Origin of the sequence: Pseudomonas sp. IT-347P (assembly GCF_949768005.1) — a bacterium.
In the GTDB taxonomy this organism is placed as follows: domain Bacteria; phylum Pseudomonadota; class Gammaproteobacteria; order Pseudomonadales; family Pseudomonadaceae; genus Aquipseudomonas.
The window spans coordinates 15,623-39,305 of record NZ_CATKPQ010000008.1; the positions used below are offsets into that span (position 1 = coordinate 15,623).

The following is a 23,683-nucleotide window of genomic DNA, read 5'->3' on the forward strand; positions in this document are numbered from 1 at the left end:
CCTGACCTTCTAAGCTGAAAACCGATAAGATCGCCACAACCTGTCAGGAAAACTCACAGATACCATGAGCCACGACCTTCCCCCGCTGAACGCCTTGCGCGCATTCGAAGCCACCGCCCGGCTGAACAGCGTCAGTCAGGCCGCCGAACAGCTTCACGTCACCCATGGGGCGGTCAGTCGTCAGCTCAAAGTGCTTGAAGAACACCTCGGCGTCAGTCTGTTCGCCAAGGACGGTCGCGGCTTGAAACTCACAGATGCCGGTGTGCGTTTGCGCGATGCCAGTGGCGAAGCGTTCGACCGGTTGCGCAGCGTCTGTGCAGAGCTGACGCAAAGCACCGCCGATGCGCCGTTCGTGCTGGGTTGCTCAGGAAGTCTGTTGGCGCGCTGGTTTATTCCGCGCCTGGGGCGGTTGAATGCGGATCTGCCGGACTTGCGTCTACATCTGTCGGCGGGTGAAGGCGATCTCGATCCTCGTCGCCCGGGACTGGACGCTTTGTTGTTGTTCGCCGAACCACCCTGGCCAGCGGATATGCAGGTTTACGAACTCGCTGCGGAACGCATTGGCCCGGTGATGAGCCCGCTGTTCAGCGGCTATCAACGCCTGCAAAACGCGCCAACCTCGGCGCTGTTTAATGAACCGCTGCTGCACACCACCTCTCGCCCACAAGCCTGGCCAAGCTGGGCACAGCAAAACCACCTCGACGCGAAAGCGTTGAAGCTCGGGCAAGGTTTTGAGCATTTATATTATTTGCTGGAAGCAGCAGTGGCAGGTCTCGGTGTGGCGATCGCGCCGGAGCCGCTGGTGACGGAAGATTTGAAGGCTGGTCGCCTGGTTGCGCCGTGGGGCTTCTGTGAAACCCCGGCGCAACTGGCGTTGTGGCTACCCAAACGCGCCGCAGACGGGCGCGCCCGGCAACTGGCGCAATGGCTCAAGAACGAGCTGCGCCAGACGGATCACTCGCCGCGTTTGAACAGCAAGTAAGCCGCGAGCAGGCCGATCGCACCGACTGCCACACCGGCCGTCGTCCACGGATGTTCCTGCGCGTAATCACGGGTGGCGATCCCGGTTTCGCGGGTTTTCACTTTGACTTCTTCATAGGCATCGCTGAGCAGGTGGCGCGAGTGTTTCAGCGCACTTTCGGCATTGCTTTTCAGCGCCTTGAGGGTCTTGCGCGACTCGTCCGAAGCGTCGTCCTTCAGGCTTTCCAACGACTTGAGCAGACTCTCGATCTCGGCTTCCATGCTTTGCAACGAGGCTTTACGTAAAGAGGTGTTGGCCATGGTGGCTCTCCTGCATTGGTGATGAGTGGCGTGTGTTGGTTGGGACTTCAGCGGTTTGAGAAAGTGCAGAAAATCTGAACTTCGCCTGCGCGCCGCCACCGAAATCAACAGTGCAGATTCACTGCTAGTCTCAATTCCACACGCCTAGGAGATCGTTATGAGTGACCATCACACGTACAAGAAAGTCGAGCTGGTCGGTTCGTCTACAACCAGCATCGAAGACGCCATCAATAACGCAATTGCTGAAGCAAACAAGACCATTCGCAATCTGGAATGGTTTGAAGTCACCGAGACCCGTGGCCATATCGAAAACGGTAAGGCTGCGCACTTTCAAGTGACACTCAAGATCGGCTTCAAGATTGCCAGCAGCTGAGTTTGGTCTAGTCTTCTGAACTTGCGCGCTGGCCGAGTGCCATAGGAATGGCAATGCGCTACAGGGTGGGTGCATCGGGTGAACGCTCGATGCCCGCCTCTTTCAATCCGACCAGGAGTGCGACCGATGAAGAAGTTCATATTGGCAGTAGGGTTGTTGAGCCTTGCGGGTGGTGCGTTTGCTGCCGGCAAGCCTTGTGAAGAGCTGAAAAGCGAGATTGCGGCGAAGCTGGATGCCAAGGGTGTTTCCGGGTATTCGCTGGAGATTGTCGATAAGGGCGCAGCCGCTGGTGGCGACGTCGTTGGCACCTGCGAAGGCGGAGCCAAGGAAATCGTCTACAAGCGCGGTTAATCGCGCCTGAAATACAAAAGCCGACGTGAAGGCGTCGGCTTTTTTGTGTCCGGGATTTGAGATTTCTGGTGAGTTTGAAATCGAACCCCCTCACCCCAGCCCTCTCCCCCAAGGGGTAGAGGGGGAAAGGGAGCCGATCGGGGATTGTTCAGACCGTGAGTTCGACTCGATTTTTCAGGTCGATGTATTTCGAACATCCAACTCGATCAGTCCCCTCTTCCTCCGGGAGAGGGCTAGGGTGAGGGGCTTTTCAGCCCTTCATCACCTGCGCCAACAACTCGTACGAATGCACGCGGTCGGCGTGTTCATACAGATCACAAGTGAAAATCAACTCATCGGCCTGGGTCTGCTCGACCAGCACTTCAAGTTTGGCGCGGATCTTCTGCGGGCTGCCGACCATCGCCAGACCGAGGAAATCGCCGACGGCTTCACGTTCATGCGGCAGCCACAGGCCGTCCATGGTTTTCACCGGCGGACGCTGCACCAGACTCTGCCCGCGCATTAACGCGAGAATGCGCTGGTACACCGACGTCGCCAGGTAATCGGCCTGTTCATCGGTATCCGCCGCCACCAGCGGCACACCCAGCATCACGTACGGCTTGTCGAGCACCGCCGACGGCTTGAAGTGATTGCGATAGACGCGAATCGCCTCATGCATGAAGCGTGGGGCGAAATGCGAGGCGAAGGCGTATGGCAAGCCGCGCTCACCGGCCAACTGTGCACTGAACAGGCTGGAGCCGAGCAGCCAGATCGGCACATTGGTCCCGGTGCCCGGCATCGCGATCACGCGCTGATCCGGCGTGCGCGGGCCGAGGTAGCGAACCAGTTCGGCGACGTCTTCGGGGAAATCATCGGCGCTGCCGGAGCGCTCGCGGCGCAAGGCCCTGGCAGTCATCTGATCGGAGCCCGGCGCGCGGCCCAGACCGAGGTCGATCCGCCCCGGATACAGACTTTCGAGGGTGCCGAACTGCTCGGCGATCACCAGCGGCGCATGGTTGGGCAGCATCACCCCGCCGGAGCCGACGCGAATGGTCGACGTCCCGCCCGCCAGATAACCGAGCAACACCGAGGTGGCGGAACTCGCGATGCCATCCATGTTGTGGTGTTCAGCCACCCAGAACCGCGTGTAGCCGAGTTTCTCGACATGCTGCGCCAGGTCCAGCGAGTTGCGCAGCGATTGCGCCGGGCTGCCGTTCTCGCGCACTGGCACCAGATCAAGGGTGGAAAATTTTACGTCGGACAGTTGTTTCATAAACCTGCGTCTCCGAGTGAGGAGGCAGGTTTTTCTTGCGAACGAGAACCTGCCGAATTCATAAGCGTGTTTTGTGCAATGAGGGCATATACCCGAGTTTCAATAGCAGCGATGAAATTTCCTACTAAAAAAGTCAACGATTCAGCCAGGCTGAACTTTGTTCCCGCGTCTATCCTCAGAAGCCTTGCAAGTAAAACCACGAAGGCGCGGCGTTTCCGCGCCAGATCTTGAGGAGGCAGACATGGCTATCGTGAAGAAAGCATCCGCGCATTGGGCAGGCGATCTGAAAACCGGCATCGGCTCGATCTCCACTGAAACCGGTGTCCTCAGAGAAGCACCGTACGGCTTCAAGGCGCGCTTCGAGGGCGGCAAAGGCACCAACCCGGAAGAGCTGATCGGCGCGGCGCATGCCGGCTGTTTCTCCATGGCGTTTTCGATGATTCTCGGCGATGCGGGCCTGAAGGCCGACAGCATTGATACTCAGGCTGAAGTGACCCTGGACCAGGTGGATGGCGGCTTCGCGATCACCGCGGTGAAGCTGATCCTCAAAGCGAAAATCCCGGGGGCGACTCAGGCGCAGTTTGAGGAACTGAGCAACAAGGCCAAGGAAGGGTGCCCTGTTTCAAAAGTGCTGAACGCGAAGATTACCCTTGAGGCTTCGCTGGTCAGTTGATTCGACGCTGACCGGTCTGACGCTATCGCGAGCAGGCTCGCTCCTACAGTTGATCTCCAGCGGGCACAGCAATTGTGAACAGCGGAGAACCCTGTAGGCGTGAGCCTGCTCGCGATAGCAATCTGAAAGTCACTGCAAATCTGAAACCGTAAACACAAGTTGTGAGCGAAGTCAGAACCCTCGCGGTAAAAATATGGTCGAATCAATCACAGCAGCTTCAGCGCACGCCCGTGCGCGCTGCCTCAGGGAGCTTCACTCATGAAACGTATTGGCTTGGCGATTCTCTGCAGTGCACTGGCCACTTCTGTCATTGCGGCACCCAAAGACTGCGAAGAACTGAAAAAAGAAATCGAAGTAAAGATTCAGGCCAAAGCCGTGCCGTCTTACACACTGGAAATCGTCAGCAAGGAAGAAGCCGCAAAACATGACATCGCCATGGTGGTCGGTTCCTGTGAGAACGGTTCCAAAGCGATCATCTATCAGAAGAACGACAGCTGAGTCGCCTCAGATAATGCAGTCGTAGTCGTAATCTTCGGCGACGATTTCGCGCTTGGCGTTGTACAGCCGGGCACTCGGGGTGAATGCCAGCGAACGCCCCTCCAGCACATAACGCTGCCCGGCCTCGAAATGGTCATAGCGGATGTACAGGTAGCACAGCCGCTCCACCGGACCGTTCATCAAACTGCCGCCCCCGCCGAACACTTCGAAATCGAACCGCACGCGCAATTCGTGGCTGCCGGGAGTGACCTGAAAGAAGCGCCCGTCATTCAGTCGTTGTTTGTCGAGGCGCTCGGCCATCAGGACTTTGCCGCCGGGTGTCGGCGTCGAAAAGTCGACCCAGGCCATGTGCGGATCGACAGGAGGCAACGGCGTCTGGCAACCGGCCAAAACACTGAAAACGAACAGCAACCGCAACGTGCGCATGATGAATGTCCACGGATGTGAACACTCAGCATAGCGCCGTTCAGGTGCGCTGGCAGCCTGCCGGCGTGCCCTGGCCTACCACTTTGCGCTGCTCGTCATAGAGCTTGGCCCAAGGGCGGAAACCGATACTGCCGGCCTGCAACTGATAACGCTGGCCAGCGTTGAAATCCTTGAATTTCACGCTCAACTGGCAATCGCGCCATAGAGGTTCGGCATCCGGGCCGATGTTGGTCGCCTCGACCGGAAACTGATAACGCACCTTCAGCTCATGGCTGCCGGGTTGTACTTCGAAATAGCGTTTGTCGACGGCCGCCTGGGTATCGACTTGCAGCGCTTGCAGCGCCGTATCCTGTTGCCGGGCATCGAGATCGATCCAGGCTTGCGAAGGATCCGGGTCGGGCATTCCGAATCCGGCACAACCGGCCAGTGTCAGCAGGCCTCCTGACAGCATCAACATGCGCATAGCGGTGCTCCTTAAGGCGGGATAGTCTTGCGGACAGACTCTCCGGGGGGATTTCTTATTTTGATCAGGCCGTTTCCAAGCCTTGGGTTACTTGATCGCGTTTTTCGGATTTTGTTTCCGGGTGTGTTGTTTTTGTTGCTCAACGGTTGCGCCAGCATCAGCTATTACGGCCAGTTGGCCAGCGGCCAACTGCAATTGCTGCGGGCACGCGAGCCTGTGGAAAAAGTCATTGCCGATCCAGGCCGGGACGCGAAATTGCGGACACACCTGGCTCAGTCGCAAAAGGCTCGGGTTTTCGCCAGCGAGCATCTGCACTTGCCGGATAACCAGAGCTATCGCCTGTACGCCGACATCCATCGCCCGTACGTGGTGTGGAATGTGTTCGCCACCCAAGAGTTCTCCCTGACGCCGCAGAACCATTGCTTCCCGATTGCCGGCTGCGTCGCCTATCGCGGTTACTACAGCCAGAGCGCTGCGCGGGGCGAGGCGGCGATCCAGCGCTTGCAAGGGATGGACGTGTCGATTGGCGGTGTCGAAGCTTATTCAACGCTCGGCTGGTTCAACGACCCGATCCTCAATTCGATGATGGGCTGGGGTGACGAGCGCCTGGCCACGTTGATCTTTCACGAGCTGGCGCATCAACGCTTCTATGTGAAGGACGACACCGAGTTCAACGAATCCTTTGCCACGTTTGTCGAGCAGGAAGGTACGCGGCAGTGGCGGGCGTTTCGTGGCTTGCCGGCGGACACCGATTCACGGCTGAAGCAGCGCGATCAGTTTATTGAGCTGGTACTCGATACCCGCTCACGACTGGAGAAGCTCTATGCGCAGTCAATGCCGGTTGAGCAGATGCGCGAACGCAAAGCGGCGGAGTTCGAGCAGTTTCGCCGGGATTATCGGCTGATGAGGGATAGTCAGTGGGCCGGGGACAAACGCTATGACGCTTGGGTGAGTGCGCCGTTGAACAATGCGCGGTTGTTGCCGTTTGGGTTGTATGACCAATGGGTGCCGGCGTTTGCGGCGCTGTTCAGGCAGGTCGGCGGGGATTGGCTGAGATTTTATGCTGAGGTTGAGGAGTTGGGGGAGCTGCCGGTGAAAGAGCGTAAAGCGGCGCTGAAAGCGTTGGCAGATGCGCAAGCCTGAGGTGGCTGAAAGGGCGTCATCGCGAGCAGGCTCATTCCTACAGGGGAATGCGTTCCAAATGTAGGAGTGAGCCTGCTCGCGATAGTCATCTGATCAGCGCCGCAGAAATGCCTGATGCAACTCGGCCAGCGTTTCAAAGTGATAAGCCGGCGCCTCGGCACTCAACTCTTCAAAACTGCCAAAGCCATAACCGACCGCCGCCGCATCCAGCCCATTGCTGCGAGCGCCGATCAGGTCGTGCTTGCGATCACCGATCATCAGCGTATCCGCCGGATCCAGCCCTTCTTCCGTTATCAAATGCGCAATCAACTCAACCTTGTCGGTCCGCGTGCCATCCAGCTCGCTACCGTAAATCACTTTGAAATGCCGGGCGAAGTCGAAATGCCGGGCGATCTCGCGGGCAAATTCCCACGGCTTGGAAGTGGCGATATACAGCTGCCGGCCTTGACCACTGAGGGTTTCCAGCAACGGCGTGACGCCATCGAACACACGGTTCTCGTACAGGCCCGTCACTTTGAAGCGCTCGCGATAAAAATTCACCGCCTGCCACGCTTTCGCCTCATCGAAACCGTAAAACTGCATGAACGCCTGCAGTAGCGGCGGGCCGATGAAATGTTCCAGTCTGGTCAGGTCCGGCTCGTCGATGCCGAGCCTGGCGAGGGCGAACTGGATGGAACGGGTGATGCCCTCACGCGGGTCGGTCAGGGTGCCATCGAGGTCGAACAGTACGGTCTGGTAATGCATGAGAAATCCTGAGCAGGTGTAAGGCGATTCAGAGCTGGCCGTAGCCTTCGGCCAAATGCAGGTCCTTGAGCTTCACGTAGTTCGCCGCGCTGTAGGTGAAGAAAGCTTTTTCCTTGTCGGTGAGTGCTCGCACCTGTTTCACCGGGCTGCCGACATAAAGGAAGCCACTTTGCAGACGCTTGCCCGGCGGCACCAGACTGCCCGCGCCGATGATCACGTCGTCCTCGACCACCGCGCCGTCCATGACGATGCTGCCCATGCCGATCAACACACGGCTGCCGACAGTGCAGCCATGCAGCATGACCTTGTGGGCGATGGTCACGTCATCGCCGATCAGCAGCGGAAAGCCGTCCGGGTTGAACGGGCCGGCATGGGTAATGTGCAACACGCAACCATCCTGCACGCTGGTGCGTGCTCCGATGCGGATGCGGTGCATGTCGCCACGGATTACGGTCAGCGGCCAGACCGAGCTGTCTTCACCGATTTCGACGTCGCCGATTACCACCGCCGAGCCGTCGACAAACGCGCCTTTGCCAAGGCTTGGGGTGTGATTCTGGTACTTGCGAACGGACACGATAATTTCTCTCTCTGTCGCCGATAGCTGCGGTGAATGCCGATTGTAATTAAGATGGGGCAATGTTTCCCCAGCCAAGGTGCCAACCGTGAGCGTGAACAACCCTCTTCTGCAGTCCTACGACCTGCCACCGTTCTCCACGATCCGTGCCGAACACGTCCTGCCGGCCATCGAAACGATCCTGGCCGACAACCGCGCCGCCATCGCCGAAATCCTCAAAACTCAAGTTGAGAAACCGACCTGGGCCGGTCTGGTCTTGGCGATGGACGAACTCAATGATCGCCTCGGCGCTGCCTGGAGTCCGGTCAGCCACCTCAACGCCGTGTGCAACAGCGCCGAACTGCGCGAAGCCTACGAATCGTGCCTGCCGGCCTTGAGCGCCTACTCTACCGAGATGGGCCAGAACCGCGAGCTGTTCCAGACCTATGAGGCATTGGCCAACAGCCCGGAAGCCGCCGGTTTCGACGTGGCGCAAAAGACTATTCTGGAACACGCCCTGCGTGACTTCCGTCTGTCGGGTATCGACCTGCCGGAAGCCGAACAGAAGCGCTACGCCGAAGTGCAGAGCAAACTGTCCGAGCTGGGCAGCCGCTTTTCCAATCAACTGCTCGACGCCACGCAAGCGTGGACCAAGCACGTCACCGACGAGGCCGCCCTCGCCGGCCTGACCGACTCGGCCAAGGCGCAAATGGCCGCCGCCGCACAGGCTAAAGACCTCGACGGCTGGTTGATCACCCTGGAATTCCCCAGCTACTACGCAGTAATGACCTACGCGCAAGACCGCGCGCTGCGTGAAGAAGTCTATGCCGCCTACTGCACCCGCGCCTCGGATCAAGGCCCGAACGCCGGCCAGAACGACAACGGCCCGGTGATGGAAGAGATCCTCGACCTGCGCCAGGAACTGGCCAAACTCCTGGGCTTCACCAGTTTCTCCGAACTGAGCCTGGCCACCAAAATGGCTGAATCCAGCGATCAGGTGCTGAGTTTCCTGCGCGATCTGGCCAAGCGCAGCAAACCGTTCGCCGCGCAGGATCTGCAACAATTGCGTGCCTACGCCGCCGAACAGGGCTGCGCCGACCTGCAAAGCTGGGACAGCGGTTTCTACGGTGAAAAGCTGCGTGAACAACGCTACAGCGTTGCGCAGGAAACCCTGCGCGCCTACTTCCCGATCGATAAGGTGCTGAGCGGTCTGTTCGCCATCGTTCAGCGTCTATACGGCATCGAAATCGCCGAGCAGAAAGGCTTCGACACCTGGCATCCGGACGTGCGCCTGTTCGAAATCAAGGAAAACGGCCAGCACGTCGGCCGCTTCTTCTTCGACCTCTATGCCCGCGCCAACAAACGTGGCGGGGCATGGATGGACGGCGCCCGCGACCGTCGCCGCACGGTTGACGGCGTATTGCAAAGCCCGGTGGCCAACCTGGTGTGCAACTTCACCCCGGCCGACAGCGGCAAGCCTGCGCTGCTGACCCACGACGAAGTGACCACGCTGTTCCACGAATTCGGCCACGGCCTGCATCACCTGCTGACCCGGGTTGATCACGCCGGCGTTTCCGGCATCAACGGTGTGGCATGGGATGCGGTCGAGCTGCCAAGCCAGTTCATGGAAAACTGGTGCTGGGAGCCGGAAGGCCTGGCGCTGATTTCCGGCCACTACGAAAGCGGCGAGCCACTGCCGCAGGACCTGCTGGAAAAAATGCTCGCGGCGAAGAACTTCCAGTCCGGCCTGATGATGGTTCGTCAGCTGGAATTTTCGCTGTTCGACTTCGAACTGCACGCCACCCACGGTGACGGCCGCAGCGTGCTGCAAGTGCTCGAGGGCGTACGTGACGAAGTGTCGGTGATGCGTCCGCCAGCCTACAACCGCTTCCCGAACAGCTTCGCGCACATCTTCGCTGGCGGCTACGCGGCCGGCTACTACAGCTACAAGTGGGCTGAAGTGCTGTCGGCGGATGCCTTCTCCAGGTTTGAAGAGGACGGCGTGCTCAACGCTGAAACCGGTCGAGCCTTCCGTGAAGCCATTCTGGCTCGCGGCGGTTCGCAGGCGCCGATGGTGCTGTTCGTCGACTTCCGTGGCCGAGAGCCATCGATTGACGCACTCTTGCGCCACAGCGGCCTGAGTGAGGACGCGGCAGCATGAGTGAGGCACCTGTGATTACCAAAAAACGCTTTATCGCCGGGGCCGTCTGCCCGGCGTGCAGCGAGCCGGACAAATTGATGATGTGGAACGAGGACAGCGTGCCGCATCGCGAATGTGTGGCTTGCGGTTATTCGGATACGCTGAACGAACAAGGCTTGTCGGTACCGAAAGAACTGGGCACGCGGGTCAACACCAGCGCGCTGAACAAACCTGCGCCGGACAAGACGGTACAGGCGGTGCAGTTCTTCCCGAATCCGAAGCTGAAGAAAAAGACCGACGAGTAAAACGTCTCACCCCACCTTCCTGCGGTTGGCGCAGGAAGGTGGTAACTATCTACCACCCTCACCCCGCGCTTCCTGCCTAGGCTGGCACTTCCAGCCATACTTCAAGGAAGACGCCATGCCTGACATCAATCCGCTTTTACGCCAATGGACTCTGCCACCGTGGTCTTCGGTGCACGCCGAACATCTGCTACCGGCGGTCGAAACGATCGTGGCCGACAACCGCCAGATCATCGCGCAGGTGATCGCCAGCCAGACCGAACATCCAAACTGGGATGACGTGGTCATCGCTGTGGATGAAGCCGATGCCCGGCTGAACTCGACGATCGCCATTATTGAAACCCTCGCGGCGATCCACAGCGAGGATCGCGCCTGGATAGAGCAGAGCGCCCTGAGCAGCTTCGCCGCCGCCCGCTACAAATCAGATCAATCCGCCAATCTGGCGTTATTCGAGACCTATCAGCGCTTGGCGAAGAGTTCGATTGCCGCCAGTTTCCACCCCTCAAGAACCGCTTCGCTGAACAAGATCCTGCGGCGGTTTCGTCTGTCCGGGATTCACCTGCCGCCTGCACAGAAGCAGAAGCTGAGCCGTTTGAATCAGGATATCGATCGCCTGCAACAACTGTTCATGAGCAATCTGGCGAGGGCCAACGCCGCGTGGAGCAAAGATATCGACGATGTCGCGATCCTCGACGGATTATCCCCTGCTGCCGTTGCACACCTGGCGCGCAATGCCCAGGCGTCGGGACGCAAAGGCTGGCGGTTGACCATGGATCAGAACACCTGGCATCAGGTCATGAAACACGCGAAAAACCGGGCGCTGCGCGAGGAGTATTTTCATGCCTGGTGTACCCAGGCCTCGGATCAGGGTCCGCAGGCGAATCAATTCGATAACGAGCCGGTGATCAATCAGTTGCTGGCGCTGCGGCATGAAAAGGCCACAGTGCTGGGGTTCGAGAATTTCGCACAACTGACCCTGGAAAACCGCATGGCTGACTCAACGGCGCAAGTGCAGGCGTTTCTGCAGCGGCAAATCGCGCTGCTCCTCCCGGAAATGGCGCGGGACGCCGAAACCTTGCAAACCGTTGCCAACGAACAGGGCCTGGGCGAAATACAGCCTTGGGACCAAGCGTTTTTGGTCGAACAGTTACGCCAGAGTGCCATGAGCACTGCACTCAAGACGTTGCCTGAGTATTTTCCGCTCGACGGCGTATTGCGGCGGCTCTGTGTGTTCTGCGAACACCTGTTCGCCATCCGGATCCGCGAAAAGACCGAATACGATCGCTGGCATGAGCAGATCCGTCTGTTTGAGATCAGCGAACACGATCAAGTGATCGGCTATATCTACGTCGACCCGTTTCATCGCAGTGGAGCCCAGGATTACGCGTGGACCGGCGCACTACGCAATCGACATGTAGATGCTGAAGGACAGCTGTCACTGCCGATCGCGATCCTGTACAGCAATTTCACCATGCCCACCGACGAACATCCGTGCCTGCTTTCCCACGAAAACCTGCGGGTGCTGTTCCATGAGTTCGGGCACTGCCTGCAACAGGTTCTGACACGTTCGCCGCATTTGAATCTGTCCGGGATCGCCGGTGCGGGCCGCGACGCTGTCGAGTTTGCCGGACAGCTTTTTGAACACTGGTGCCTGTCGCCCGAGTTTCTGTTGTGGTTGGCGTCACATCATCAAACCGGCGAACGGTTGAGCGAAGCACAAGTACAGACCGTGCTGGCCGCTCAGGACGTATACACCAGCAGAGAAACCGCGATGTTACTGCTGGGTGCCCTGTTCGACTTTGAACTGCACAGCACTTATGGTGACGGCCGCGGGATATCCCAAGTGTTTGAAGACGTACTGCGAGCGTTGCCACTGCTCAAACTGCCCGTGAATTGCCGTTTCGCCAATAGCTTCGACTATCTGGCAACCGGGTACGAAGCCTCTGTGTACGCTTACAAATGGTCAGGTGTGCTGGCCACCGAAGCCTTCAAACGATTCGAGCGCGAAGGCGTGTTCAATGCGCAGACTGGCAAGGCGTTCCGCGAGGCATTTTTCTCGCCGGGCGACGCTCACTCGCTGTTGGACGCCCTTGCCCTCTTCCTCGGTCATCCCTCCGACACTGGTCATTTGACGTCGGTGACGCAAATGGACAGTGCGGTCACTCGACGTTGGCAGATTTGAACCAGCTTTTCATCGAGCACGTGGCGAAGGCACTGGTACTGCAATCGCCATTGACCAGCGCCGTGCGCAGTTTGTCGATATCGGCCTGCATCATGTAGCGAATGCCGTCCTTGAAATGGGTACTGTCACCAAAGCCGCCCTGAGTCATTTCGCTCAATGCGTCCTCTTTGCTCCAGCCCTGCACGACCACGCGGTACATCGCCGCCATCAGACCGGTGCGGTCGGAGCCGTGTTTGCAATGCATCAACACCGGACCGTTGGCTTCGGCAGCCTGTATGGCCCGCAGGGTTTTGAGTACATCGGCGTCGTCAACGTGATTGGTGCGATACGGCAGTTGCACCTGATTGATGCCCGGTTCGGACAGCCAGCTGCTGTCCGCCTCCGGCAAAAAGTTGATCACCGTGGCGACTCTGAGATTTTTCAGCAACGGCACCGCGCCGCCATCGGGCAAGGCACTGCGGTAGAGCGTCGGCGATATCTGGAACAGGTTGTATTGCACTTCGACCGGTTGCGCCCAGTCCGCGGGACGGGCCGTCGCTGTGGCCTCAGCCTGGGCCGGCAGCCCATGCAACAGCGCTGCAAGCGATAAACACAAAGCAGGAAACAAACGCACTCGGAACATGCTGGGATAACCGTGTCGGGATTCATCGAGGAGAGGTAGCGCAGCTTCGGCGTTGAGCGGTCAAAGCCCCGTGAGGCGCTTGTCAAAGAATCGTGAATCGGCACGGTTTCATTCACCGCAACGCGGAAACCCGGTGTTTTTTTCCGAGAAACCGGTTCATCTCGAAGCTTAGCCTGCTACCATTTGTCACACGATGTTGCAGACGCGTCCCCCTTTTCCGGGTCATCCCGTCACGTCGCGACGAAAAATCTTCAAGCCGTTCGCAGAAACGGCGACTCCTGATGCCTGATGAGGTGCACCCCATGTCTGATGAAAGTCGAGACAACCCGCGGCGTGAGTTTTTGCGCAAATCCCTGACCCTGATTCCAGTGGTCACCCTGGCCGGCAGCGGTCTGGGCAGCAGCGTCCTGCAAGCGGCCCCCGAAACCACACCGGCGGCATCCGCGCCGCAACCCACTCGCGCGGATGCCGGTGTTTACCAGCCGAGCTATTTCACCGCTGAGGAATGGGCATTCATCAATGCCGCCGTCGCCCAGCTGATCCCTAACGATGCCCAAGGCCCAGGCGCGCTTGAAGCCGGTGTGCCGGAATACATCGACCGCCAGATGAACACGCCCTATGCCGCCGGCGCTCTGTGGTTCATGCAAGGCCCGTTCAATGCAGACGCTGCGCCAGAGATGGGCTGGCAGAGCAAACTGGTGCCCAAAGAAATCTATCGCCTCGGCATCGCCGCTACGGATCAGTGGGCAAAATCCCTTAACGGTAAAGTATTTGCTGAGCAAGACAGCGCTACCCGAGACGATTTGCTCAAACAACTTGAAGCCGGAAAACCGCAGTTTGACGCTGTTCCAGCGAAGATTTTTTTCAACTTGCTGCTGCAAAACACCAAGGAAGGGTTCTTCTGCGACCCGATCCATGGCGGTAACAAAGGCATGGTCGGCTGGACCATGATCGGTTTCCCCGGCGCCCGCGCCGATTTCATGGATTGGGTGGAACGCAACGAGCAATACCCCTTCCCGGCAGTTTCGATTCGCGGCGAGAGGGCGTAAGCATGGCAACGGTAATGAAGAAGGTTGACGCAGTGATCGTCGGTTTCGGCTGGACCGGCGCGATCATGGCCAAGGAGCTGACCGAAGCAGGTCTCAACGTGCTGGCGCTGGAACGCGGGCCGATGCAGGACACGTACCCCGACGGCAACTATCCACAGGTGATTGACGAACTTACCTACAGCGTGCGGAAGAAACTCTTTCAGGACATCTCCAAAGAGACCGTCACCATCCGCCACAGCGTCAACGACGTTGCCTTGCCGAACCGCCAATTAGGTGCGTTCCTGCCGGGTAATGGCGTGGGCGGCGCCGGTTTGCACTGGTCGGGCGTGCACTTTCGCGTCGATCCGATCGAGTTGCGCATGCGCAGCCACTACGAAGAGCGCTACGGCAAAAGCTTTATCCCCAAGGACATGACCATCCAGGACTTCGGCGTCAGCTATGAAGAGCTGGAACCGTTTTTCGATTTCGCCGAAAAAGTCTTCGGCACCTCCGGCCAGGCGTGGACGGTGAAGGGCCAACTGGTCGGTCAGGGCAAGGGCGGCAACCCGTATGCGCCGGATCGTTCCAATCCGTTCCCGCTGGAGGCGCAGAAAAACACGGTGTCCGCACAGCTGTTCGGTAAAGCGGCTACAGAGGTCGGTTACAAACCCTACAACCTGCCGTCAGCAAATACGTCCGGGCCCTACACCAACCCTTACGGCGCACAGATGGGCCCTTGCAACTTCTGCGGTTTCTGCAGCGGTTATGTTTGCTACATGTATTCGAAAGCCTCGCCGAACGTGAACATTCTCCCGGCATTGAAACCGCTGCCGAATTTCGAACTGCGGCCTAACTCGCACGTGTTGCGGGTCAATCTCGACAGCAGCAAATCCAAAGCCACCGGCGTGACCTACATCGACGGCCAGGGTCGTGAGATCGAGCAACCGGCGGATCTGGTGATCCTCGGCGCCTTCCAGTTGCACAACGTGCGTCTGATGCTGCTGTCCGGCATCGGCAAGCCGTACGACCCGATCAGCGGCGAAGGCGTGGTCGGGCGTAACTTCGCCTACCAGAACATGGCGACCATCAAGGCGTTCTTCGACAAAGACACCCACACCAACAACTTTATCGGCGCTGGTGGCAACGGCGTTGCGCTGGACGATTTCAACGCCGATAACTTCGACCACGGCCCGCACGGCTTCGTCGGCGGCTCGCCGATGTGGGTCAACCAGGCTGGCAGTCGGCCGATTGCCGGCACCTCGAACCCGCCGGGCACTCCGGCCTGGGGCAGTGCGTGGAAACGCGCGACGGCCGATTACTACACCCATCAGGTGTCGATGGACGCCCACGGCGCGCATCAGTCCTACCGCGGCAACTACCTCGATCTCGATCCGGTGTACCGCGATGCCTATGGTTTGCCGCTGCTGCGGATGACCTTCGACTGGCAGGAAAACGACATCAAGATGAACCGCTTCATGGTCGAGAAAATGGGCAAGGTCGCCGAAGCGATGGGACCGAAAGCCATTGCCGTGATCGGCAAGCAAGTCGGCGATCACTTCAACACCGCCTCTTACCAGACCACCCACCTCAACGGCGGCGCGATCATGGGCACCGATCCGAAGAAGAGCGCGTTGAACCGCTACCTGCAGAGCTGGGACGTGCACAACGTCTTCGTTCCGGGCGCTTCGGCATTCCCGCAAGGCCTGGGTTACAACCCGACCGGTCTGGTGGCCGCACTGACCTACTGGTCGGCGAAGGCGATCCGCGAGCAGTACCTGAAAAACCCCGGCCCGCTGGTTCAGGCTTAAGGAGCGATGACCATGAAGACTCTCGTTATCGCGACCCTGGTGCTGCTCGGCAGTGCCTCACTGCATGCGGCTGAAGTTGATCAAACTTTGATCAAACAGGGCGAATACCTCGCCCGCGCCGGTGACTGCGTGGCCTGCCACACCGCCAAGGGCGGCAAGCCGTTCGCCGGGGGCCTGCCGATGGAAACCCCGATCGGCACGATTTACTCGACCAACATCACTCCGGACAAAACCGGCGTCGGTGATTACAGCTTCGCCGACTTCGACCAGGCCGTGCGCCATGGCGTCGCCAAAAACGGTAGTACGTTGTACCCGGCAATGCCGTATCCGTCCTACGCCCGTGTCAGCGAAACCGACATGCAAGCGTTGTACGCGTACTTCATGCACGGCGTAGAACCGGTGGCGCAAGAGAACAAGGCCAGTGACATTCCATGGCCACTCAGCATGCGCTGGCCGCTGATGGGCTGGCGCTGGATGTTTGCGCCGAAGGTCGAGGACTACAAGGCAAGCGGTGACGACGCCGTCATCAACCGTGGTGCGTATCTGGTCGAAGGCCTCGGCCATTGCGGTGCCTGCCATACGCCACGTGCCCTGACCATGCAGGAAAAATCCCTGAGCGCCACTGACGGCACCACCTTCCTCGCCGGCAGTGCGCCGCTGGAAGGCTGGATCGCCAAAAGTTTGCGCGGCGATCACAAGGATGGTCTGGGCAGCTGGAGCGAAGAGCAACTGGTGCAATTCCTCAAGACCGGGCGCAGCGATCGCAGCGCGGTGTTCGGCGGCATGAGCGACGTGGTCACCCACAGCATGCAATACATGACCGACGCCGACCTGACTGCGATTGCCCGTTACCTCAAGTCACTGCCGGCCACCGATCCAAATGATCAGCCACATCAGTACGATGAGAAAGCGGCCAAAGCGCTGTGGAACGGTGACGACAGTCAGCGAGGCGCTGCGGTGTACATCGACAACTGCGCGGCGTGCCATCGCACCGATGGCCACGGTTACACCCGGGTGTTCCCGGCGCTGGCGGGTAATCCGGTGCTGCAATCGGAAGACCCGACCTCACTGATCCACATCGTGCTCAAGGGCGGCACATTGCCAGCCACGCACACGGCACCCTCGACCTTCACCATGCCCGGCTTCGCCTGGCGCCTCTCGGACCAGGAAGTGGCGGATGTGGTGAGTTTTATCCGGGGCAGCTGGGGCAACCAAGGCGCGCCGGTCAGCGCCAAAGAAGTGGCTGGGTTGCGCAGTGACGATATGAAAACTACGTCCACCGATGATCTTGGCCAAGTCACCGATCATCGTTAAAAACAAAAACCCTGCATGAATCATTCATGCAGGGTTTTTTATTAGCGATTATCGCAGCAAACTTCAAACTTACGGATTGACGATACTTACATAAGCCTTGGCCAGGGCTATCAACTTCGCCTTGTCGTCGTTATCAATATCGCCATCACCGTCCACATCTTTCTTGTTGTTGCGAATAGTGAATGTCTTGCCATGGTCGCTGGATACCGCCACCACGTAGATCGAATCGACCAGCCCCTCGGTGGGGATTTCTTCCTCGGCGTTCCAGCCCAGTTCCTTACGGGCCAGTTGCATGGAAACAACAGTATTCGGCTCAGAAGCATTCGGCAGCATCAACTGCAAAAATACACCACGTTGGTTGAGATAAGACATGATTAAATCCTTTTAATTTAATTACCGGCCAGTGCCGATGGAGTAGCCAAGACTATAATCGATAACTTGGCACGACAACGGAGCATGTGTATCTCGGATTGTATTTAAACTTGGAACATATATAACTTTTCTGTCCGGAAGTACTTCATCGCTGAACGGTACTGGATCACAGCGAGCCTGCTCGGGTACTGTATGCATATACAGATCAGGAGCCTGCCCAATGATCAACCCTCTGCCGCCTCGCGGTCGCGGCACCGCCAGCAACCCGCACAACCGTTTCGCGCCGAACCGTTCGGTGGCCGAGGACGACGGCTGGTATCAGGAAGTGCCGCTGACCCAGGGCACCGAAGTGATGATCGAAACCGCCAAAACCATCATTACCCGCAACACCTCTCCGGACTTGCCCTTCGACCGCTCGATCAACCCCTACCGTGGCTGCGAGCATGGCTGCATCTATTGCTACGCGCGGCCCAGCCACGCCTATTGGGACCTGTCACCGGGGCTGGATTTCGAAACCAAGCTGATTGCCAAGACCAACGCCGCCCAGGTGCTGGAGGAACAGCTCGGGAAAAAAGGCTATCAATGTGCACCGATCAATCTGGGCTCCAACACCGATCCGTATCAGCCGATCGAACGCGAACACAAAATCACCCGCCAGACCCTCGAAGTGCTGCTGCGTTATAAGCACCCAGTGACCATCGTCACCAAGGGCTCGCTGATTCTGCGCGACCTCGACCTGCTCACCGAACTGGCGCAGCAACGGCTGGTGGCGGTGATGATCAGCCTGACCACGCTCGATGACGAACTCAAACGCATCCTCGAACCGCGTGCCGCTGCGCCCAAAGCGCGGTTGCGCGCCATACGGGTGATGCGCGAAGCGGGAATTCCAGTGGGGGTGCTGTGCTCGCCGATGATCCCAATGATCAACGACAGTGAAATCGAAAGTCTGCTGACCGAGGCTCATGCGGCAGGCGCGCAAAGCGCGGCGTACATGATGCTGCGCCTGCCGCTGGAGGTGGCACCGCTGTTCGAGGAATGGTTAGAAGCGCATTACCCGCAACGGGCGGCACATGTACTGAGCCTGATCCGCCAGAGCCGCGGCGGCGAGCTCTACGACAGCCGTTTCGGCGCTCGGATGCGCGGCGAAGGGGTATTCGCCGATCTGCTCGCGCAACGATTTGCCAAAGCCATCAAGCGTCTGGGCCTCAATCGTCGCGAAGGCTACAACCTCGATTGCACAGCCTTCTGTCCGCCGGGTCGCCAGATGTCGTTGATTTAGAGACAATTGGCCTATGGTTGAAGGGTTGGAATCCTTGCGCCGAAAACACTCAGTCACATTTTTTGTGACCTGGAACACACGTTCTAGAGCGTTTGATTCAGTTTGAGTTAAGTTTCGGCGGCTACCTTGTTCATCGAGTGACTGACGGGTCGGGATGACCCGGATGTTTTAAACAGCCACTGGCTTCATACCGGAATACCGGGGAAGACTCCCTGAATCCGCCTAAGAGGATGAATCATGAGTGACAAGGATAAACAGCCGCTGGCTGCGTCGGCGCAAACCCCTGAAGCGGAATCCGCCGATGCAGCGCTGCGACAGATCGTTGACGGCTTTTTGCATTTTCATCATGAAGTTTTTCCCCAACAGGAAGAACTCTTCAAGAAACTCGCCACGGCCCAAGCGCCCAAAGCGATGTTTATCACTTGCGCCGACTCGCGCATCGTCCCCGAACTGATCACCCAGAGTTCGCCGGGCGATCTGTTCGTGACCCGCAACGTCGGCAACGTTGTCCCGCCTTACGGCCAGATGAACGGCGGCGTGTCCACCGCGATCGAATACGCGGTGCTGGCGCTGGGCGTGCAGCACATCATCATTTGCGGCCACTCCGATTGCGGCGCCATGCGTGCGGTACTCAACCCGGACAGCCTGGAAAAGATGCCGACAGTCAAAGCCTGGCTGCGCCACGCCGAAGTCGCGAAAACCATGGTGCATGACAACTGTCATTGCGCCGACGAAAAAGAAAGCATGCCGATCCTCACCGAGGAAAACGTCATCGCCCAGTTGCAGCACTTGCGTACCCATCCTTCGGTAGCCTCGCGCATGGCGAACGGTCATCTGTTCATCCATGGCTGGGTCTACAACATCGAAACCAGCGAAATCAAAGCTTACGACGCGGATCAGGGACGTTTCCTGCCGCTTGACGGTAGCCATCCGATTCCGGTGGCGACGCCTAAAGCGCGCTTCTAAATCTTCCTAACAATCCGTGTGGTTTGACGCCGGCCGCTGTTTCAGCGGCTCGGCGAAGCCATGCCTGAAGAAAACTTCGGGAGAATCGCCATGCGTGCGGCTCAATTGAAAGCGGTGTTGCCACGGGAGTTGCTCGCTTCAGTGGTTGTGTTTCTGGTCGCCTTGCCACTGTGCATGGGTATCGCGATTGCGTCAGGGTTGCCACCGGCCAAGGGCTTGATCACCGGGATCATCGGCGGACTGGTGGTCGGTTGGCTGGCGGGTTCGCCATTGCAGGTCAGCGGACCGGCAGCGGGTCTGGCGGTGCTGGTGTTTGAACTGGTGCGCCAGCACGGTATCGAGATGCTCGGGCCGATTCTGTTGCTTGCCGGTTTTCTGCAACTGGTCGCCGGGCGCTTGAAGCTCGGCTGCTGGTTTCGGGTTACGGCACCAGCCGTGGTGTACGGGATGCTGGCGGGGATTGGCGTGTTGATCGTGCTGTCGCAGGTGCATGTGATGCTTGATGCCAAACCGCAGCCCTCCGGCCTGGATAACCTCACGGCGTTCCCGGCAGCCGTGGCGCAGGCGTTACCGTCGTTTGGCTGGCAGGCTGGCTTGCTCGGGCTGTCGACGATCGCGGTGATGTGGTTGTGGGAGAAGTTTCGCCCGCATTCGTTGCGCTTCGTGCCCGGCGCCTTGCTCGGTGTGGGTCTGGCAACAGGTGCGAGCCTGTTGCTGGCGCTGCAGGTCAAACGTGTCGAAGTGCCGGCGAATCTGGCCGAAGCCATTGATTGGCTGAAGCCGGCGGACCTGCTCAGCCTGGCCGATCCGACGCTGTTGATCGCCGCGTTCGCCGTGGCCTTCATTGCCAGCGCCGAGACGCTGCTCTCCGCTGCTGCGGTGGATCGCATGCACAGCGGTGTGCGTTCGGACTTCGACCGGGAACTGTCGGCGCAAGGGGTCGGCAACATGCTCTGCGGTCTGCTCGGCGCGCTGCCGATGACCGGGGTGATCGTGCGCAGTTCGGCCAACGTTCAGGCCGGTGCGACCACGCGTTACTCGACGATTTTCCATGGCCTGTGGCTGCTGGCGTTCGTGTTGCTGCTGTCGAGTGTGCTGCAAAGCATTCCGGTGGCGAGTCTGGCGGGCGTGTTGGTGTACACCGGGTTCAAACTGGTCGATCTCAAAGCATTTCGTGGTTTGGGACGTTATGGACGGATGCCGATGTTCACCTACGCGGCGACGGCGCTGGCAATCATCTTCACCGACCTGCTCACCGGTGTGTTGATCGGTTTCGGTCTGACGATGTTGAAACTGGCGTTCAAGGCTTCGCGGTTGAAGATCAGCCTGATCGATCTGCCGCAGGACGGTGAGATGGAATTGCGTCTGGTCGGCGCGGCGACCTTTCTCAAGGTGCCGGCATTGACGCAGGTACTGGGCAGTATTCCGCAAGGGACAACGGTGCATGTGCCGCTCAATAACCTGAGCTACATTGACCATTCGTGTCTGGAATTACTGGAGGAGTGGAGCCGGGCGAATGCGGCGAAGGGGTCGAAACTGTTGATCGAGTCGCGTGGGTTGAAGCGCAGGCTTGAGGGACGGATTCGGACGACTACCGGTATCGGTGCTGCCGGCTAAAAACTCCGTTGTGAATACAAACTCTGTGGGAGGGGGCTTGCTCCCGAAAGCGGTGGATCAGTCGACATTGTTAGTGACTGACACACCGCCTTCGGGAGCAAGCCCCCTCCCACATTGGATTTGTGCAGGGCTTTAAATCAGGCAGCAGGCTGGTCGAGTTCCAGGCCCACACCCAGTCGGCGGCCCATGCACGGCCAGCGTTTCCACGCGGCGCCGGTGTCCGGGCTGCTGAGTTTGTCGCGGTAGGCTTCTACCGACTCCAGGGCAAAACTCTCGTCGTTGAGCATCTCGTCGATGGCGTGATGCACCGCTTCGTCCAGTTGGTTGGCAAATTCCTCACCGATCAATTGGTGAGCAATCAGGTTGGCGACCGTCATGTCCAGGGGGATCAGTGGCTGGCCGAAATGCTTGATGTACAGGTCGTTGACCTCTTCGACAAAACGGTGCGCCAGATAGGCCTCATCGAGCAGGCTGTCCAGACCGACGTGCCCGGCCATGATGGCCGGCGGCTGGAGGAAATACTGCTCGGCGATTTTCAGCACCGGTTTGATCTGCGATTCGATTCCCGCTTCCCTGGCGACTTCATTGGCTGCATCCAGCAGGTCTGGCACTTCATCGATGTACGCGGCGACAAAACGCGTCAGCACACCCTGGGCGTCGGCTTCCGGCAACTGGATCGCCGGGTGTAAATGAGGCAGCTTGCTTTCCAGCTGACGAGTCAGCAGGCCGGTATCTTTTTCGTGTTGTTGGGCTTTTTGGATCTGCTCGCGCAATGCGGCGGTGTTCATGAAAACTCCAGGAAACAAGGCAATGAAATAGGGAAGACATAACTTAGCTGGCTTACGAAAAATGCTAAGACGCATTTGTCATAATTATTTCATCCTTGATGCGCGCGCGTTATATCGGTTTGCCACCACTCGTCTGCATCCTTCTCCATTCGTGCCCTTGAACGCAAGTGCCAGCTGTTTCAGTTCATTTACGCGTGCACGTTGCAATTTCCCGCCGCTGTCTATACTCGCCATTGAATGGAGTTAGCTGATGACGCCCGACTGCACCCGCAGCAAGGCCCGGCGATTCAAGTTCGTAGTCTGATGCAGCCGCTCCCTTGCCGCAGGCGAAAGCCGGCGGGATAACAAGAACGATAAGGGGAACCCGCAATGATGCGACATCCACACGTCTGGATGGGCCTCCTGTTGTGGTCGATTTTCAGCCCGGTGCACGCTGCCTGGACTGTGAATATGGCACCTGGAGCGACTGAAATCAGTCACGCAGTATTCGACCTGCACATGACCATTTTCTGGATCTGTGTAGTGATCGGAGTCATCGTCTTCGGCGCCATGTTCTGGTCGATGATGGTGCACCGCCGTTCAACCGGGCAGGTCGCCGCAAAATTCCATGAAAGCACCGGCGTCGAAATCATGTGGACCATCGTGCCGCTGCTGATTCTGGTGGCCATGGCCGTTCCCGCCACCGCAACGCTGATCAAGATGTACGACACCACCGAGCCGGATATCGATATCCAGATCACCGGCTATCAGTGGAAGTGGCACTACAAATACCTGGGTCAGGACGTCGAGTTCTTCAGCAACCTGGCCACCCCCGCCGAGCAGATCCACAACAAGGAAGCCAAGGGCGAGCACTACTTGCTTGAGGTCGACAAGCCATTGGTGCTGCCGACCGGGGCCAAGGTGCGCTTTCTCGTGACCTCCGCCGACGTTATTCACTCCTGGTGGGTGCCGGCCTTCGCGGTCAAGCGCGATGCGATCCCGGGGTTCGTCAACGAAGCCTGGACGCGCATCGACAAACCCGGCCTGTATCGTGGCCAGTGCGCCGAACTGTGCGGCAAGGACCACGGCTTCATGCCGATCGTGGTCGAGGTCAAGGAAAAGGCCGACTACGACAAGTGGCTCGCCGAGCGCAAAGCCGAAGCGGCGCAGCTGAAAGAGCTGACCAGCAAGGAATGGACCCTCGACGAACTCAAGGAGCGTGGCGACAAGATTTATCACACCACCTGCGTCGCCTGTCACCAGGCCGAAGGTCAGGGTCTGCCGCCGATGTTCCCGGCGCTCAAAGGCTCGAAAATCGCCACCGGGCCAAAAGAAGGCCACTTGAGCATTGTCTTCCACGGCAAACCCGGCACCGCCATGGCGGCGTTCGGCAAGCAGCTGTCCGAAGTCGATATCGCAGCGGTCGTGACCTACGAACGTAACGCCTGGGGCAACAACAAGGGCGACATGGTCACGCCAAAAGAAGTGCTGGAGCTGAAACAGGCGGAAAGCAAATGAGCCGGTCTATC

Annotated in this window: 25 protein-coding genes; 16 read left to right on the plus strand and 9 right to left on the minus strand. The window is 58.8% G+C overall.

The window, feature by feature from the left end:
* Positions 1–64 precede the first annotated feature (64 nt).
* Positions 65–982, plus strand: coding sequence for a LysR family transcriptional regulator (locus ACM6IV_RS03665; protein ID WP_414868767.1), 918 nt, complete (start codon positions 65–67; stop codon positions 980–982).
* Here the strand turns inward: ACM6IV_RS03665 and ACM6IV_RS03670 are convergent.
* Positions 955–1,281 (minus strand): DUF883 family protein, encoded by a 327-nt coding sequence (locus ACM6IV_RS03670; protein ID WP_007911686.1) that lies wholly within the window; start codon positions 1,279–1,281, stop codon positions 955–957. The two genes, ACM6IV_RS03665 and ACM6IV_RS03670, sit on opposite strands and share 28 nt — an antisense overlap.
* 157 nt (positions 1,282–1,438) lie before the next feature.
* On the opposite strand from ACM6IV_RS03670, the gene ACM6IV_RS03675 reads away from it, so the two are divergent.
* Together ACM6IV_RS03675 and ACM6IV_RS03680 are read left to right on the plus strand one after the other, a co-directional pair.
* Entirely contained in the window at positions 1,439–1,654 is a 216-nt protein-coding gene (locus ACM6IV_RS03675; protein WP_414868768.1) for a dodecin, read from the plus strand.
* A gap of 126 nt (positions 1,655–1,780) precedes the next feature.
* A complete protein-coding gene (locus ACM6IV_RS03680) occupies positions 1,781–2,005 on the plus strand; it encodes a DUF1161 domain-containing protein (protein WP_414868769.1) in 225 nt (74 codons plus the stop codon).
* Positions 2,006–2,255: 250 nt separating this feature from the next.
* Here the strand turns inward: ACM6IV_RS03680 and ACM6IV_RS03685 are convergent, their stop codons facing one another.
* Positions 2,256–3,257 (minus strand): LLM class flavin-dependent oxidoreductase, encoded by a 1,002-nt coding sequence (locus ACM6IV_RS03685; protein ID WP_414868770.1) that lies wholly within the window; start codon positions 3,255–3,257, stop codon positions 2,256–2,258.
* Positions 3,258–3,498: 241 nt separating this feature from the next.
* Here ACM6IV_RS03685 and ACM6IV_RS03690 point away from each other — a divergent pair, with 241 nt between their 5' ends.
* Both ACM6IV_RS03690 and ACM6IV_RS03695 read left to right on the plus strand, forming a co-directional pair.
* Positions 3,499–3,930 carry an OsmC family protein gene (locus ACM6IV_RS03690; protein WP_034152273.1) on the plus strand — a complete coding sequence of 144 codons (432 nt, stop codon included), beginning with the start codon at positions 3,499–3,501 and terminating at the stop codon, positions 3,928–3,930.
* A 258-nt stretch (positions 3,931–4,188) separates the two neighbouring features.
* Positions 4,189–4,428: a DUF1161 domain-containing protein gene (locus tag ACM6IV_RS03695; RefSeq protein WP_414868771.1), complete on the plus strand. Its 240-nt coding sequence runs from the start codon at positions 4,189–4,191 to the stop codon at positions 4,426–4,428.
* Positions 4,429–4,434: 6 nt separating this feature from the next.
* On the opposite strand, the gene ACM6IV_RS03700 is transcribed toward ACM6IV_RS03695, so the two are convergent.
* Positions 4,435–4,854 carry a hypothetical protein gene (locus tag ACM6IV_RS03700; protein WP_414868772.1) on the minus strand — a complete coding sequence of 140 codons (420 nt, stop codon included), beginning with the start codon at positions 4,852–4,854 and terminating at the stop codon, positions 4,435–4,437.
* Between the two features lie 40 nt (positions 4,855–4,894).
* On the minus strand, positions 4,895–5,317 hold the full coding sequence (locus ACM6IV_RS03705) for a hypothetical protein (RefSeq protein WP_414868773.1): 423 nt from the start codon (positions 5,315–5,317) through the stop codon (positions 4,895–4,897).
* A 60-nt stretch (positions 5,318–5,377) separates the two neighbouring features.
* Between ACM6IV_RS03705 and ACM6IV_RS03710 the strand changes: the two genes are divergently transcribed.
* Positions 5,378–6,460 (plus strand): aminopeptidase, encoded by a 1,083-nt coding sequence (locus tag ACM6IV_RS03710; protein WP_414868774.1) that lies wholly within the window; start codon positions 5,378–5,380, stop codon positions 6,458–6,460.
* 93 nt (positions 6,461–6,553) lie between these two features.
* Here ACM6IV_RS03710 and ACM6IV_RS03715 read toward each other — a convergent pair whose 3' ends face one another.
* Entirely contained in the window at positions 6,554–7,204 is a 651-nt protein-coding gene (locus ACM6IV_RS03715) for an HAD family hydrolase (RefSeq protein WP_414868775.1), read from the minus strand.
* A 28-nt stretch (positions 7,205–7,232) separates the two neighbouring features.
* Entirely contained in the window at positions 7,233–7,778 is a 546-nt protein-coding gene (locus ACM6IV_RS03720) for a gamma carbonic anhydrase family protein (RefSeq protein WP_414868776.1), read from the minus strand.
* A gap of 88 nt (positions 7,779–7,866) precedes the next feature.
* Here ACM6IV_RS03720 and prlC point away from each other — a divergent pair, with 88 nt between their 5' ends.
* The 3 genes from prlC to ACM6IV_RS03735 all read left to right on the plus strand — a co-directional run bounded on the left by prlC (position 7,867) and on the right by ACM6IV_RS03735 (position 12,381).
* Complete coding sequence (prlC, locus tag ACM6IV_RS03725; RefSeq protein ID WP_414868777.1) at positions 7,867–9,918, plus strand: oligopeptidase A; 2,052 nt, start codon at positions 7,867–7,869, stop codon at positions 9,916–9,918.
* Complete coding sequence (locus ACM6IV_RS03730; RefSeq protein ID WP_414868778.1) at positions 9,915–10,202, plus strand: YheV family putative zinc ribbon protein; 288 nt, start codon at positions 9,915–9,917, stop codon at positions 10,200–10,202. Before prlC ends, ACM6IV_RS03730 begins: the two co-directional genes overlap by 4 nt.
* Positions 10,203–10,317: 115 nt before the next feature.
* On the plus strand, positions 10,318–12,381 hold the full coding sequence (locus ACM6IV_RS03735) for a M3 family metallopeptidase (protein WP_414868779.1): 2,064 nt from the start codon (positions 10,318–10,320) through the stop codon (positions 12,379–12,381).
* Here ACM6IV_RS03735 and ACM6IV_RS03740 read toward each other — a convergent pair.
* Positions 12,359–13,003, minus strand: a complete 645-nt coding sequence (locus ACM6IV_RS03740) for a tyrosine-protein phosphatase (RefSeq protein ID WP_414868780.1) — start codon at positions 13,001–13,003, stop codon at positions 12,359–12,361. The two genes, ACM6IV_RS03735 and ACM6IV_RS03740, sit on opposite strands and share 23 nt — an antisense overlap.
* A 302-nt stretch (positions 13,004–13,305) precedes the next feature.
* Here ACM6IV_RS03740 and ACM6IV_RS03745 point away from each other — a divergent pair, with 302 nt between their 5' ends.
* From ACM6IV_RS03745 to ACM6IV_RS03755, 3 genes are read left to right on the plus strand one after another with little or no spacing between them, the layout of a single operon-like run.
* A complete protein-coding gene (locus ACM6IV_RS03745; RefSeq protein ID WP_414868781.1) occupies positions 13,306–14,052 on the plus strand; it encodes a gluconate 2-dehydrogenase subunit 3 family protein in 747 nt (248 codons plus the stop codon).
* A gap of 2 nt (positions 14,053–14,054) precedes the next feature.
* Positions 14,055–15,839, plus strand: coding sequence for a GMC family oxidoreductase (locus ACM6IV_RS03750; RefSeq protein ID WP_414868782.1), 1,785 nt, complete (start codon positions 14,055–14,057; stop codon positions 15,837–15,839).
* Positions 15,840–15,851: 12 nt separating this feature from the next.
* Complete coding sequence (locus tag ACM6IV_RS03755) at positions 15,852–17,153, plus strand: c-type cytochrome (RefSeq protein WP_414868783.1); 1,302 nt, start codon at positions 15,852–15,854, stop codon at positions 17,151–17,153.
* Positions 17,154–17,222: 69 nt separating this feature from the next.
* On the opposite strand, the gene ACM6IV_RS03760 is transcribed toward ACM6IV_RS03755, so the two are convergent.
* Positions 17,223–17,525, minus strand: a complete 303-nt coding sequence (locus ACM6IV_RS03760; protein ID WP_414868784.1) for a hypothetical protein — start codon at positions 17,523–17,525, stop codon at positions 17,223–17,225.
* Positions 17,526–17,745: 220 nt separating this feature from the next.
* Between ACM6IV_RS03760 and ACM6IV_RS03765 the strand changes: the two genes are divergently transcribed.
* The 3 genes from ACM6IV_RS03765 to ACM6IV_RS03775 all read left to right on the plus strand — a co-directional run bounded on the left by ACM6IV_RS03765 (position 17,746) and on the right by ACM6IV_RS03775 (position 21,387).
* Positions 17,746–18,804: a PA0069 family radical SAM protein gene (locus tag ACM6IV_RS03765; RefSeq protein WP_414868785.1), complete on the plus strand. Its 1,059-nt coding sequence runs from the start codon at positions 17,746–17,748 to the stop codon at positions 18,802–18,804.
* Between the two features lie 237 nt (positions 18,805–19,041).
* Positions 19,042–19,770: a carbonic anhydrase gene (locus tag ACM6IV_RS03770; RefSeq protein WP_064116616.1), complete on the plus strand. Its 729-nt coding sequence runs from the start codon at positions 19,042–19,044 to the stop codon at positions 19,768–19,770.
* 90 nt (positions 19,771–19,860) lie between these two features.
* Positions 19,861–21,387: a SulP family inorganic anion transporter gene (locus ACM6IV_RS03775; protein WP_414868786.1), complete on the plus strand. Its 1,527-nt coding sequence runs from the start codon at positions 19,861–19,863 to the stop codon at positions 21,385–21,387.
* 137 nt (positions 21,388–21,524) lie between these two features.
* Here the strand turns inward: ACM6IV_RS03775 and ACM6IV_RS03780 are convergent, their stop codons facing one another.
* Positions 21,525–22,175: a hypothetical protein gene (locus ACM6IV_RS03780; protein WP_250605512.1), complete on the minus strand. Its 651-nt coding sequence runs from the start codon at positions 22,173–22,175 to the stop codon at positions 21,525–21,527.
* A gap of 369 nt (positions 22,176–22,544) precedes the next feature.
* Between ACM6IV_RS03780 and coxB the strand changes: the two genes are divergently transcribed.
* Positions 22,545–23,672, plus strand: a complete 1,128-nt coding sequence (gene coxB / locus ACM6IV_RS03785; protein WP_414868787.1) for a cytochrome c oxidase subunit II — start codon at positions 22,545–22,547, stop codon at positions 23,670–23,672.
* Positions 23,673–23,683 lie beyond the last annotated feature (11 nt).